Below are 12,886 nucleotides of genomic sequence, written 5' to 3' on the forward strand. Positions count from 1 at the left end.
TGCAGCGCCAAAAAAAAAGCCCCGGCGAACGCCAGGGCTTTGGATATCTGGCTTGAAAGGCGATACGACCTTTCAAGCGCGAGCACATGAAAGGTGTGTCAGCTGGGCTGGTTGTTCCGCTTGTCAAAATTCATTTCATGGCTCCTTGGTAAAAACGGTTCAAAATCGGAAATGCATTGACACGATGCCAATACCGGGCGGGAGTCTAAATAGCGACGTGCAAATGTCAACTGAAATATCGCCATCGACGCATATTTTATCCGCCTGCCAAACCTACCGCGCCAACTTATAATAGGCGCTCTGTTTCTGCTGCACCGATCGATATGTCTCCGGAAATCCTCTTTTCAGACGAAAGCCTTGTCGCCGCCTACAAGCCCGAGGGCTGGCTGGTGCACCGCTCCGATATCGACCGCCACGAGCACCGCATCCTGCTGCAGTACCTGCGCGACCTCTGCGGCAGCCACCTGTACCCCATTCACCGGCTGGATAAACCCACCTCCGGTGTCATCGTCTTCGGCAAAAGCGGCGATATCGCCGCGCGGATACAGGCACAACTGGAGAGCGACACCTCGGTGAAAACCTATATCGCGGTGTGTCGCGGCTACTGCCCGGAACAGGGCGAGATCGATTACCCGCTGCCACCGGTGGCCGATTTCAAGCATCAGCGCAAACGCCCCAAGGCGGAGCTGCCGCGCCAGGAGGCCGTCACCCTGTTCCGCCGCCTGGCCACCGTCGAACTGCCCTACGCGGTGGATCGCTATCCATCGAGCCGCTACTCGCTGGTGGAGATCCAGTTGAAGACCGGTCGCCGTCACCAGATCCGCCGCCACTTCAAGCATATCCACCACCCGCTGATCGGCTGCCCCAAATACGGCAAGTCGACCCACAACCGCTTCTTTGCCGAGCAGTTCCAGTGTCCGCGGTTGTTACTGCACGCGTTGCGACTGGAGTTCGATCACCCGCAAACGGGCACCAGGCTACAGCTGGTGGCGCCACCCCGGGGGTGCTTTAAGACCCTGCTGGAAACGCTCGGTTGGGATCTGCCACACTAATCTCAACCATCCAACGCGGAGATCGCCGTGAGTACGCCCTTTGATCTGCAACGTTTTGTCGATGCCCAGGCCAGCAACTACGCCGCAGCGCTGGCGGAACTGCAGGCCGGCCGCAAGCGCTCCCACTGGATGTGGTATGTATTCCCGCAACTGGCCGGTCTCGGGCACAGCGCCACGGCGCAGCACTATGCGCTGAGGAGTCTCGATGAAGCCCGTGCCTACCTGGCCCATCCGCTGCTGGGCGCGCGCCTGCGCACCTGCTGCGAATGTCTGTTGCAACAACACAGCAGCGATGCCCACAAAATTTTCGGCAGCCCGGACGACCTGAAGCTGCGCTCATCGATGACCCTGTTCGAAGCCACGGATCGCGGTGAACTGTTTGCTCGGGTGCTCGACAAGTACTACCGCGGTGAGCGGGATACCCGCACCCTGGCGCTGTTGCAACAAAAGCCGGGTTGACGCACCGGCGCGACCGAAGGGTCTTCCCCCCGCCCCACCCATTGGCGCCACGACTGGAGCTTTTCCACGCCATTGCCTAGTCTTTAATTGTCGCCCGCCGGAAGCACAGATCCGTGCCCCGGTGCTGCGTGACCACACAGGACAGGGAAGCCACCAATCACCAGACCCGGAGGCACCCGTGGCATCGAACAGCTGGAATGACATCATCGACAAGCCGACCTTTCTCGGCTCCCTCTTCCTGTTATTGGCTGTCACCCTCCCGCTGGTGATCTTCCCCGAGGCCGGGGCGGCCTGGGTGATGAGCGCCAAAGCGTTCGTCACCGACAAGCTTGGGGTCTTCTACCTGGCGCTGGGGCTCGGCGCCATCCTGTTTATGGTTTATATCGTGTTCAGCGATATCGGCCAGATCAAACTGGGCACGCCGGAAGAAGACCCGGAGTTTTCCACCTGGTCCTGGGCCTCAATGCTGTTCTGTTCCGGCATCGGCGCCTCGATCCTGTACTGGTCAATGATCGAGTGGGCCTTCTACTACCAGACACCGCCATTCGATATCCCCGGAGGAACGCCGGATGCGGCGCGTTGGGCGGCGGCCTACGGCATCTTCCACTGGGGCCCGCTGGCCTGGGCCATCTACCTGATCCCGGCACTGCCGATCGCCTACTTCTACTACGTGCGCAATCACAGCGTGCTGAAAATCAGTGAAGCACTGATGCCGGTCCTGGGCGAACAGCGCGCGCGCGGCTGGCTCGGCAAACTGATCGATGTATTCTTTATTTTCGGCATGCTCGGCGGCGGTGCCACCACGCTGGGGCTGGCCGCACCACTGATCAACCAGGGAGCCCACGAGCTGTTCGGCGTGCCCACCACCCTGACCACCCGCATTACCGTACTCGCCATCTGTACCGGGATCTTTGGCTACAGCGCCTATGTAGGGCTGAAGAAAGGGATCCGCCTGCTGTCGGACATCAATATGTGGCTGGCGGCGGCGCTGCTGCTGTTCGTTTTTCTCGCCGGTCCAACGCTGTTTATGATGAATACCGGCCTCGATGCACTGGGCCGCGTGCTCACACATATTTTCCATATGGCGACCTGGACCGAACCCTTTGCGCAGTTCGACCAGTTTCCGGATACCCACTTCCCGCAGGATTGGACCATTTTCTACTGGGCCTGGTGGCTGGTATTTGCCCCGAGTGTGGGATTGTTTATCGCGCGCATCTCCCGCGGGCGCACCATCCGCGCGATGGTGGCAGGGGCCATCTTCTTCGGCACCCTGGGTTGCTTTCTGTTCTTCATGATTCTCGGCAACTACGGCATCTTTCTGCAGTTCTCCGAGAAACTCGACGTGATCAGTATCCTCAACAACCAGGATGCCACCACGGCCATCTTCGCAATCCTCAGTACCCTGCCCGTGGCCAAGCTGGTGATCGCGATGTTCACGCTCCTTGCAATCATTTTTACCGCCACCACCTTTGACTCCATCTCCTATATTCTCGCCGCCGTGGTGCAGAAAGAAGTCGATGAGGAGCCGGCACGCTGGAACCGCCTGTTCTGGGCCTTCGCCCTGTCGATAATGCCGGTAACGCTGATGTTCCTCGGCGGCCTGGAAACCCTGCAGACCGCCAGCGTGATCGGCGGCGTACCGCTCATCATCGTCGCGTTCCTGTTGTGCCTGTCGATCGTGCGGGCGGCGCACTACGACCTGCGCTACCAGCCGGACTACGAGGACAAGGAAATCTATATCGAGGAGTTCCCGGAGGATGACCCCTGGTGCGAAGACGGCACCTGGCAAATACCGGAAGAACCGGAACATGGCGTCACCCACAGCGACAAACCCCACGACGAGGGCGACCCGCACAGCCATCCGTCGCGCTTGTAGCAGACTGCGCGCCGGCCGCGGCCGGCGCGAAACGGTCACCTGTTTCAGGATTGCAGAATGGACGATCCGTACAACCTAGAGCGCTTTGTGGAAGCGCAGCGCAACGTCTACGCAACCGTTCGCACCGAACTCGCCGCTGGACGCAGGCAGTCTGACTGGATGTGGTTTGTGTTTCCCCAGTTTTCCGGCCAGCGCGACAGCCTGCACGCGCCGCGCTATGCCATCCAAAGTCTCGATGAAGCGCGGGCTTACCTGGCCCACCCGCTGCTGGGCCCGCGTCTACGCGAATGCTGCGAACAATTGCTGTCATTTGACGACCGCAATATCACCGATATTCTCGGAGCCCCGGAAGATATGCGCCTGCGCGCATCGATGACACTGTTTATCGTTGCCGACGACGGCGAGGAAGTCTTCCGGGAGGTGTTGGACAAATTCTTTCGCGGCCGCACCGATCACCGCACACTGGAGCTGTTGGCACCGCCGCGCTAAACCGGCCACGATCGCATGCGGCCGGCGGATGATTCCTCTATCATGTGGGCCAAAACAAATTTAGCCCGCTTTTGGGGAACCCCTTCCATGATCAACGCAATACGGCGCAAGCGCGTCCATTTCCTCGCCGGCTGCCTGCTCAGCGCCGCCGTCGTCCCGGCAACGCAGAGTGAAGAATACCCGCAGGCACCGCTGCCCCCGCTGCTGCCCTGGCATGGGGCCTCGGAACAGCTGATAGTCAACACGGGCGACTGGGTAACCCCGGCAGAGGCCAGTGATTTTCACACCACACCAGACTATCGCCAGACCCGCGCGTTTATCGAGCGCCTGGCCGCCGCCAGCGCGGACATCAAAACCACCGATATCGGCACCTCCGCCGGCGGACGCCATGTGCTACTGGTGACTCTGACCGAAAGCGGCAGCGATGCGCAGGCCAACGGCAAACCCACCCTGCTGGTACAGGCCGGCATCCACTCCGGCGAGATCGACGGCAAGGATGCCAGCCTGATGCTGCTGCGCGATTACGTGAATGGAAAGCGTGAACTGCACCAACTGGTGCAGCACGCCAACCTGTTGATTGTGCCGATCCTGAATGTGGACGGCCACGGCCGCAAGGGCCCCTACACGCGCATGAACCAGCGCGGCCCGGACAACGCCGGCTGGCGCAGCAACGGCAATAACCTCAACATCAACCGCGACTACACCAAGCTCGATACACCGGAGCTGCGCGCGGTGATGGACGTGATCAACGAGTACCACCCAAGCCTGTATATCGATGTTCATGTCACCGATGGCGAGGACTACCAGTACGATATCACCTACGGTTATACCGCCTCTTTCGCCAGTGATTCCCCGGCCATCGCCGACTGGCTCGAGTCGAACCTGCGCAGCAATCTGGACTCCGCCCTGACTGCCGCCGGCCATATTCCCGGCCCGCTGGTCTTCGGCGTGAACCCACAGGAATTTTCCGACGGCATCACCCACTGGACTGCGCTGCCGCGCTTCTCCAATGGTCTCGGCGACCTGCGCCACACACCCACCGTATTGGTGGAGAACCATTCGCTGAAACCCTACCGGCAACGGGTGCTGGGCACCTATGTATTTATTGAAGCGGCACTCAAGGCAGTCGGTGACGAGGGTGACGCGATTAAAAAAGCCATCGCCAGCGACCAGCGGCGCCACCCGAAAACCCAGGTGCTCGCCTGGGAAACCAGTAAATCACCTGACCTGAAGGTGTTTGCCAAGCAGCCGTTCAAAGGTATGGCGTACAAAAAGGTAAAGAACCCGATCACCGGCACCGAACAGGTGGTGTGGCTGGGCAAAGCCAAGGACTACCCTGCCCTGCCGGTGTTTGCCGACAATGTGAAAGACGTGGAAGTGCGGGTGCCCAAAGCGTATTACCTGCCGAAAAAGGAAACCCTGGTGCTGGCGCGCTTGAAGGACCACGGTATCGAGGTCACTGCACCGTCGCGCCCCAGAGCCACACTGACCCGCCTCAGTGCCGACAGTCATACATTCGCGGACAAACCCTTCGAGGGACACTTTCGCGTCAAGGCCAGATTCAGTGAAGAGCAAGTACAGGTACCGCTGGCCGATTATGTCGAGATCCGCACCGACCAGCCGCTCGGCAGCCTCGCGGTCGCACTGCTCGATCCGCGCGGCCCCGATTCTTTCTTCCAGTGGGGATTCTTCAATCAGATGTTCCAGCGCACGGAATACTCCGAGCCCTACGCACTGGTACCGCTGGCCGAAGAGATGCTGAAACGCGATCCGGCCTTGAAAAAAGAATTTGAAAAGCGGCTGCAAGACAAGGCCTTTGCCGGGGATCCGCGCGCACGCCTGGACTTTTTCTATCAGCGCAGCCCTTATTACGATCGGGCCTATCTGCAATATCCGGTATTGATACAGAATTGACAAACCGACACATGGAATCGAAAAAGGCCCCGGCGAGACAGCTCACCGGGGCCTTTTTTAGTGATCAGCTAGTCAGCCGTCTCGACAACTTCCGGCCTCTTGCCGGTGATACGGCTCACCAGGAAGGACCTGCTCCTTGCCACCAGTGTGCTGACATCAACACCAATCGCATACAGCGATGGCACCAGCAGCAATGTCACAAAGAAGGCCACAAATACCCCGAACGCCAAAGCCACCACGGTCGGCTTGAGGAAAGCGGCCTGGATACTGCGCTCCATCATCATCGGCATCAGGCCGGCAATAGTAGTGAGCGTGGTCAGCAGGATCGGACGGAAGCGGGAGACGCCGGCTTCCACGATCGCTTTCATCGGTTCCATCCCCTGCGCGCGCAGGCGGTTGCACTGGTCCATGAGCACCAGGTTGTCATTCACCACCACCCCCGCCGCCGCCGCGATACCAAAGTAGCTGAAAATGGCCATGGTCAATCCCAGCACCGCGTGCCCCAGGATCGCACCGACGAAAGCAAACGGGATCGCGACCATGATCAACAGCGGCTGGAAGTAGCTGCGGAAGGCCACGGCCAGCAGGCTGTACATGGCGAAAAGGGCCATGGTGTAGAGACCGACTACCTCTTTAAGAAAACGTTTTTCACCCTCAGCCTGGCCCACGGCACCACGGATGATACCGGGATAACGTTTTTCCCAGCCCGGAAAGAAGTTCTTCTCCAGATCTTTCATGATCTCGCCGCGAACGTCGTCTTTCAGGTCGGCCATCACCCGTGCTGCGCGATTGCCATTCCAGCGCTGGATACGCTTGATCCCCGGCGCATACTCCAGGTCGGCGATTGCCAGCAGGGGGACCTGGCGACCGTCGGCGGTACGCACGCGGAAGTCCTTGAGGCTCTCTATCGAGCGGCGCGATGACTTCGGGTAGCGCACCATTACCTTGACGTCCTGGCCAGCCCTCGGCAACCGCTGCACTTCTTCGCCGAAATAGGCCTGCCGTACCTGGCGATTCACTGCCGCCAGAGTCAGGCCCAGCTTCTCCGCGCCGGGCTTGAGTTCGATACGGATTTCTTCCGAGGCGCCCTCGAGGTTATTGCGCACGTCGTACAGGCTGGTGTAGGTACGCAGCTGGTCTTCCAGATCCGCCGTCGCCCTGCGCAATACATCGAGGTCGGGGTGGCGGATGGAGAGCTCGAAGCCAGGGCCGTTATTGTTGAGCGAATACTGCACCGAGACCTCTTTGGCATCCGGAATATCGCCCAGCAGCTTGCGCAGGCGCAGCGCTGCCTGCTTGGCCGACATATCGCGCTCTTCCGGCGGAGCCAGCTGCACGATCGCCATGACGCTGTCGCGCCGGGAGCGCGTATACCAGTTCTCGATCAACGAGCTCTTGCCGTCGGTGCGCTGATTGACCTCACTTTCCAGTTTCTTTTCTGCGCTTTGCAGCTGCGCCAGCACTTCCAGGGCGCGACTGTAGGGGGCCCCTTCGGGCATGACGACATTGACGATAATCTGGTCGGATTCGATATCCGGCATAAAGCTTTTCTTCACCCAGCCGCTGCCGAACATACCGAAACCGATCATCAGCACCGCCACAAAAATACTCAGCGTCAGGTAACGGCGATCGACCGCCCACTGGCCGATACGGCGGTAGTATGTCTGGGCGAAATGGACAATGCCGTCCGCAATGCGCTTCTGCACGCGCCCGAAGCGGCCGAGCTTTGTGCGCGGCTTCATATGACTGAGGTGCGCCGGTAGGATAAACAGCGACTCGATCAGGGAAAATACCAGCGCGAGGATTACCACCCAGGTGATGTGCCGGGTAAACTCACTGGTGGAACCGCTAATAAAGATCCACGGCAGGAAGGCAAATATCGTCGTCACTACCGCAAAGATCACCGGTTTTGCCACCAGCTGCGTGCCGAGCACGGCGGCCTTGAGACCGCCACCCGGGCCCCGGTGTTCCGGATTGTGGGATTCCGAGTGGATACTCTCCCCCACTACAATGGCGTCGTCCACGACAATCCCCAGCACCAGCAGGAAGGCAAAAGTGGACAGCATGTTCAGCGAGACACCCATACTCGGCAGCAACACGAAAGCGCCGGCGTAGGCGGTGGCAATACCCATTGCCACCCAGAACGCCACCTTCGGGCGCAGGCTCAATACCAGCACCAGCAGCACCAGGATAAGCCCCTCAAAAGCTGAGGTGCCGATGGTATTCAGGCGACTCTTGAACTCCTTGGCGTTATCGGTCCAGAGCGTGAGTTTGGCACCCACAGGCAATGTTTTCTGGCGCTCGGCGATCCACTTGTGAATCGATTTCGATGCGGTGACGATATCCATCGTCTCGGTGCTCATGACCTGCAGCAGCACCGCCGGCTCGCCATTCAGGGTTGCAAGAATCTCATTGTCTTCAAAGCCGTCCACCACATGGGCCACATCGCCGACGCGAATGGTGCCGCCGCCAGCGGTTTGCCGCACGATGATGCCGGAGAAGTCCTGCGCACTGTTGGCCTGATTGCGCACCTTGATCTGGTAGGAACCGGCCTCGGTCCTGACCGTTCCTGCCGACTGATTCAGCGAGCTGCCGAGAATTGCATCGGCCACTTCCTGAAAGGTGAGGCCGTAGCGGCGCAGAGATTGCTCGCTGACCTCGACTGACACTTCTTCCATGCGCGTGCCAAACAGCTCCACTACCGAGATGGCCGGCAGGGTCGCAACCTCGCGCCGCAGCTGTTCCGCCAGCCGCTTCAGTTTTTTCTCACTCAGGTCGCCGTGCACCGCCACGCGGATAAATTCCTCGCGGTTCACCCACTGGTGCACCTGCGGCGGTTCTATATCCCGCGGGAACGAGGAGATACCGTCTACGCGGATCTTGACGTCGTTCATAAAGCGGGAAAAGTCCACGTTACTTTCGGCCAGAATATAGACCTGCCCCTGCCCTTCGGACGACGTGGAGCGCACCCATTCGATATTGTCCAGATCGCTGACGGACTCCTCGATACGGGCGACGATCTGCTGCTCGACTTCTTCCGGAGCGGCGCCCGGCCAGGAAACATCGATCTCCAGCCCCGGGAATCGCACCTGGGGATCCATTTCCCGCTCCATGCTGGAAAAGCCAATAAGGCCGGCAACAAAAATACCCACCATGGCCAGGTTGGCGGCAACGCTGTTGCGTGCCCACCATTCAATCAGTCTGTTCATGTGCGTGTTCCGTTATTTGCGGGCCAGCTGGTCGAGGGGCTGTACTTCCATACCGTCGACGGCGTTGGCGATGGTGGAAGTCACCACCCGCTCGCCGTCTGTAATGCCAGAGGCCACCACGACCCGGCTTTCGGAAGTGGACAGAACCTCCACGGTGCGGATGCTCAAGTGGTTATCCGCGTCAATCACGTAAACCTTGTCTGCATTGCGCAGCGCATCGCGCGGCAGCACCAGAGCGCGGTGCTCCTGCACGCCCTCGGCGGCGGCGCTGACAAACATCCCGGCGGCCAGCGGCACACCATTACTGGCACCGGCCCCGTAGGGATCCTGCACCTCCGCCACGGCGTAGATCAGGCGGGTCTGCTGGTCGACCGCCGCCTGGGTACGCACGATGCGACCGTGCCATTGGTACTGTTTGGCGCCGACCTGCGCCGAAAATGTCACCGCGGGGCCGGGGGCTTTGTCGCTGGCGACAAAGCCCATTGGCAAGTCGAGTTCCATCAGCTGGGAATCGGTGAGCGGCAGGCGCACCTCCACTCGGTCTGTGGCAAACACACGGCCCAGCGCCGTACTCGCAGTGACATACTCTCCTACACCCACATCTCGCCGAATCACACGACCGCGAAACGGCAGCTGGACTTTGGTCCGCGAGAGCTTCAGCTGCGCTTCTTCGAGTTCGGCCCGGGCGGATTGCACCTTGGCCTTGGCCTCGGCGACCTGGGGTTGGTTGATCTGCAGCGGCGAAGGCTGCTTGTTCGGGTGGACAGAAAACCACTGCTGGCGTTTGATGGTGGCCGCTGCCTGAGCTTGCAGCAGCTGCACTTCAGCGGTGGCAACTCCGGCCTTGGCACGGGCCAGGGCGAGCCGATAGTCGGCATCGTCCAGCTGTATCAACGTCTCGCCGGGTTCAAAACCCGCGCCCTCTGCAAAGTGATCTGCGATCGCGACAACACGGCCTGCCACCTGCGGCGTGAGATCGATTTCGGTGTGTGGGCGCACTTCACCCTGGGTACCCACCGAGAGATGCACCACCTCTTCGCGGGCTTCGGCGTAGGCCAGCGATACCAGTCGCTGCTCCTCTTCCTTTTTTTCCGGCACCGGCTTGGTGGCGTTCATGGCTTTTACGACCCCAAAACCCAACGCCAGCACCAATACCGGCGCCGCAGCTTGCAAATATTTCTTATTCATCTGTCTAAACTGTCTAGATTGCCAAATTCACCAGCGGCGGTCGCTGGTCCAGGAGGGAGCTCATGGAAGCACGAACTCCGAGGCATGGCTACAGACCAGAAGCCTGTACGAGCGGGATTAGCGGTGAACGCCCATTGCCTCTCGTACTAATGACCGATTGGAGTGACAGTTTGGATGCAGCCTGAAAAAAATATTTTCTCGAGGTGGGACGCCGCATCCCTCTCACCGGTCAGACGGCCATTTCTGCAAGCCCTTCGGAAGATGCCTTGATAAAAACTCCCCCCAAAAACTGCACGTCATTCCCAATTGATTTACCGCCAATTGGCAATGCCGATGACGCAATCGAAATATTCCGTTATCCGGGACCCAGCGCTTCCAATAGTTTGGGAGAGCTATTCGGGACCAACGAGATTTGGAGCTATTGGAGCTATTAATGAACAACGAAGTACCAATACAGGGGAAGCGAATCCTGGTTGTCGGCGGAAGTTCCGGCATGGGCCTGGCAACAACCAGGCGGCTGCTGCGACAGGGCGCGTCAGTGGTGATAGTCGGTCGCGATGCCGACCGGCTTCACACAGCGTAGATTGCCCTGGACACCAGCGACAGGCTGCATACCGCAGCAGTAGACATCACCAGCGAAAATGCCGTCATGGACCTGTTTCATGATCTCGGCAGCCTTGACCATATCGTCTGCACCGCGGCAAATATCGACGGCGCGTACCAATTACTACCCGAATTGGACCTGCACGCCGCGCGGCGGGTGATCGACAGTAAGTTGATCGGCCCCATATTGCTGGCGAAACACCGCGCACCCCGGCTGACGGAAGGCGGATCCATCACATTGGTCTCGGGGATCGCAGCCTACCGCCCCGCTGCCCGCGGCACCGTCGCCGCATGTGAACAGAAGTCCTCTGTGCTCGCCGCCCTGGCAGAGCGCCTGCCCGTGGGGCGCATCGGTACGACGGCCGATATTGCCGATGCCATGTGCATGCAATCTGCGGCGATTCCAGGACATATCGCCATACCTTTTGGGTCCGACAGGTTCATCGGGCAAATCAACCGGTGGATTGTCGGATATTAGCTATGCAGGTTTCAGCGGGCGCATTGCTGAAGTCACAGCGAATTTCATCCGGTTTTACACCGGTCATAATGATCGCTACGGGAATCCGGCCCCCGAAATAACGTGTACCCCCGGGGCATATTCGAGAGCAAGGGGTATAAGCTCTTTTAAAGACGACGAACAGCATCGACAACGATCAGCTCCGATATTTCCCCGTGCTGTCTGCGACTGACAGACAGAGCCCGCAAGCCCCATCAGTCCCCGCGTCGCCAGCCATAAATCCCCGCGGCACAGCCCAGCAGCGAAATGGCCCCGCCCAGCAGGCAGACACCAATCCAGCCGAACTGCTGGTACAGCGCCGCGGAGGCCAGCGAACCGAAAGCGCCGCCGAGGAAGTAGACAAACATATAGCCGGAGTTGAGACGGTTGCGCGCCTCATCGCTGAGGGCGAAGACCAGGTTCATATTGGTGATATGCACCGCCTGCAACGCCAGGTCCAGCAGCAGAATGCCGCCAAGCAGCGCCGCGATGGAGAAGCTGCCGGCCCCCAGCAATGGCCACGATAACGCCAGGAGCAGTAGCCCGCCGAGGGTGACCTGCCGCGCGTAGCCGCGATCCGCCCAACTGCCGGCCTGACGCGCGGCCCAGGCGCCCGCGGCGCCGGCCAGGCCGAACAGGCCAATCACCGCATCCGAGTAGTGCCAGGGGGCGCCGGCCAGCAGGAACGCCAGCGAGGTCCACAGCACACTGAACATCGCAAACGCCAGGAAACCCAACAGGCTGCGGCGGCGAAACAATGGATACTCGCGAAACAGGTCACCAATCGACAGCAGCAAACGGCCGTAGCCCATTCGGCTGCCACTGCGATAGTCCGGCAGCAGCCGCCAGAGCGCGACCGCGTTCAACAGCATCAATCCGCCGGCAACCCAGTACACGGTGTGCCAATTCCCCAGCGACGACAGCGCCCCGGCAATTGTTCTGGCTAGCAGAATTCCCAGCAGTAAGCCGCTCATTACCGTGCCGATCACCTTGCCCTGCTCTTCCGGTACCGCCAGGGTCGCCGCAAAAGGCACCAGTACCTGGGCCACCACAGCGAAAAAACCGGCCACACCGGTTCCGAGTAACAACAGTGCCAGACTGCCGGCATTGGCACTGATCAGCAGCCCCGCGGCCGACAGCACCATCATCGCCACAATCAGGCGCCGCCGCTCCAGCATATCCCCCAGCGGTACCAGCAGCAGCAAACCCGCGGCATAACTGGCCTGGGCCACAGTAACGATGATGCCCGCGCGGGCGTAGGACAGCGACAGCTGTTCGGCGATGGTGCGCAACAGCGGCTGCGCGTAGTAGTTACTGGCCACCGCGAGACCGGTGGTCAGTGCCATCAGGAACACCAGTCCCTTGCCCAGGGGCAAGGCTGGATCAGCGTGATTATCCATTCATACCTCCACTACAGTGGCGGCCAGTGTTGTGGAATCGCGCGTATCACGCAAACAGTTTATGAATTTTTCGAGCAACGGGAGTGGCGATAAAGATAGCGGTTGGCTGGGGAACAGCGCTGCGATAGCTGGCAACGAAAATGTACTACTACTAACTAGTTGGTACGCGATAACCTCTGCGCAAATTTCAGAAAAGCTCA

The 12,886-nt window shown here is 60.0% G+C and carries 10 protein-coding genes; 7 read left to right on the forward strand and 3 right to left on the reverse strand.

Annotated elements, in window-relative coordinates:
- The first annotated feature begins 323 nt into the window (after positions 1–323).
- The 5 genes from ABDK11_RS11600 to ABDK11_RS11620 all read left to right on the forward strand — a co-directional run bounded on the left by ABDK11_RS11600 (position 324) and on the right by ABDK11_RS11620 (position 5,790).
- On the forward strand, positions 324–1,052 hold the full coding sequence (locus ABDK11_RS11600; RefSeq protein ID WP_346836673.1) for a pseudouridine synthase: 729 nt from the start codon (positions 324–326) through the stop codon (positions 1,050–1,052).
- A gap of 27 nt (positions 1,053–1,079) precedes the next feature.
- Entirely contained in the window at positions 1,080–1,511 is a 432-nt protein-coding gene (locus ABDK11_RS11605) for a DUF1810 domain-containing protein (RefSeq protein ID WP_346836674.1), read from the forward strand.
- A 178-nt stretch (positions 1,512–1,689) separates the two neighbouring features.
- Positions 1,690–3,387, forward strand: a complete 1,698-nt coding sequence (locus tag ABDK11_RS11610; protein WP_346836675.1) for a BCCT family transporter — start codon at positions 1,690–1,692, stop codon at positions 3,385–3,387.
- 57 nt (positions 3,388–3,444) lie between these two features.
- Positions 3,445–3,876 carry a DUF1810 domain-containing protein gene (locus ABDK11_RS11615; RefSeq protein ID WP_346836676.1) on the forward strand — a complete coding sequence of 144 codons (432 nt, stop codon included), beginning with the start codon at positions 3,445–3,447 and terminating at the stop codon, positions 3,874–3,876.
- An 87-nt stretch (positions 3,877–3,963) separates the two neighbouring features.
- On the forward strand, positions 3,964–5,790 hold the full coding sequence (locus tag ABDK11_RS11620) for a M14 family metallopeptidase (protein WP_346836677.1): 1,827 nt from the start codon (positions 3,964–3,966) through the stop codon (positions 5,788–5,790).
- 68 nt (positions 5,791–5,858) lie between these two features.
- Here ABDK11_RS11620 and ABDK11_RS11625 read toward each other — a convergent pair whose 3' ends face one another.
- Together ABDK11_RS11625 and ABDK11_RS11630 are read right to left on the reverse strand one after the other, a co-directional pair.
- Positions 5,859–8,999, reverse strand: a complete 3,141-nt coding sequence (locus tag ABDK11_RS11625) for an efflux RND transporter permease subunit (RefSeq protein WP_346836678.1) — start codon at positions 8,997–8,999, stop codon at positions 5,859–5,861.
- 12 nt (positions 9,000–9,011) lie between these two features.
- Entirely contained in the window at positions 9,012–10,187 is a 1,176-nt protein-coding gene (locus ABDK11_RS11630) for an efflux RND transporter periplasmic adaptor subunit (protein WP_346836679.1), read from the reverse strand.
- 433 nt (positions 10,188–10,620) lie between these two features.
- On the opposite strand from ABDK11_RS11630, the gene ABDK11_RS11635 reads away from it, so the two are divergent.
- Positions 10,621–10,770, forward strand: coding sequence for an SDR family NAD(P)-dependent oxidoreductase (locus ABDK11_RS11635; protein ID WP_346836680.1), 150 nt, complete (start codon positions 10,621–10,623; stop codon positions 10,768–10,770).
- Positions 10,771–10,836: 66 nt separating this feature from the next.
- Entirely contained in the window at positions 10,837–11,268 is a 432-nt protein-coding gene (locus ABDK11_RS11640; protein ID WP_346836681.1) for a hypothetical protein, read from the forward strand.
- 233 nt (positions 11,269–11,501) lie between these two features.
- On the opposite strand, the gene ABDK11_RS11645 is transcribed toward ABDK11_RS11640, so the two are convergent.
- Complete coding sequence (locus ABDK11_RS11645; protein ID WP_346836682.1) at positions 11,502–12,686, reverse strand: MFS transporter; 1,185 nt, start codon at positions 12,684–12,686, stop codon at positions 11,502–11,504.
- Positions 12,687–12,886: the final 200 nt, after the last annotated feature.

Source organism: Microbulbifer sp. SAOS-129_SWC (genome assembly GCF_039696035.1).
GTDB lineage: Bacteria > Pseudomonadota > Gammaproteobacteria > Pseudomonadales > Cellvibrionaceae > Microbulbifer.

Coding starts and splice junctions, on each gene's coding strand:
- ABDK11_RS11600 (WP_346836673.1), top strand. CDS start 324: ATGTCTCCGGAAATCCTCTTTTCAGACGAAAGCCTTGTCGCCGCCTAC.
- ABDK11_RS11615 (WP_346836676.1), top strand. CDS start 3,445: ATGGACGATCCGTACAACCTAGAGCGCTTTGTGGAAGCGCAGCGCAAC.
- ABDK11_RS11620 (WP_346836677.1), top strand. CDS start 3,964: ATGATCAACGCAATACGGCGCAAGCGCGTCCATTTCCTCGCCGGCTGC.
- ABDK11_RS11625 (WP_346836678.1), bottom strand. CDS start 8,999: ATGAACAGACTGATTGAATGGTGGGCACGCAACAGCGTTGCCGCCAAC.
- ABDK11_RS11630 (WP_346836679.1), bottom strand. CDS start 10,187: ATGAATAAGAAATATTTGCAAGCTGCGGCGCCGGTATTGGTGCTGGCG.
- ABDK11_RS11635 (WP_346836680.1), top strand. CDS start 10,621: ATGAACAACGAAGTACCAATACAGGGGAAGCGAATCCTGGTTGTCGGC.
- ABDK11_RS11640 (WP_346836681.1), top strand. CDS start 10,837: ATGGACCTGTTTCATGATCTCGGCAGCCTTGACCATATCGTCTGCACC.
- ABDK11_RS11645 (WP_346836682.1), bottom strand. CDS start 12,686: ATGGATAATCACGCTGATCCAGCCTTGCCCCTGGGCAAGGGACTGGTG.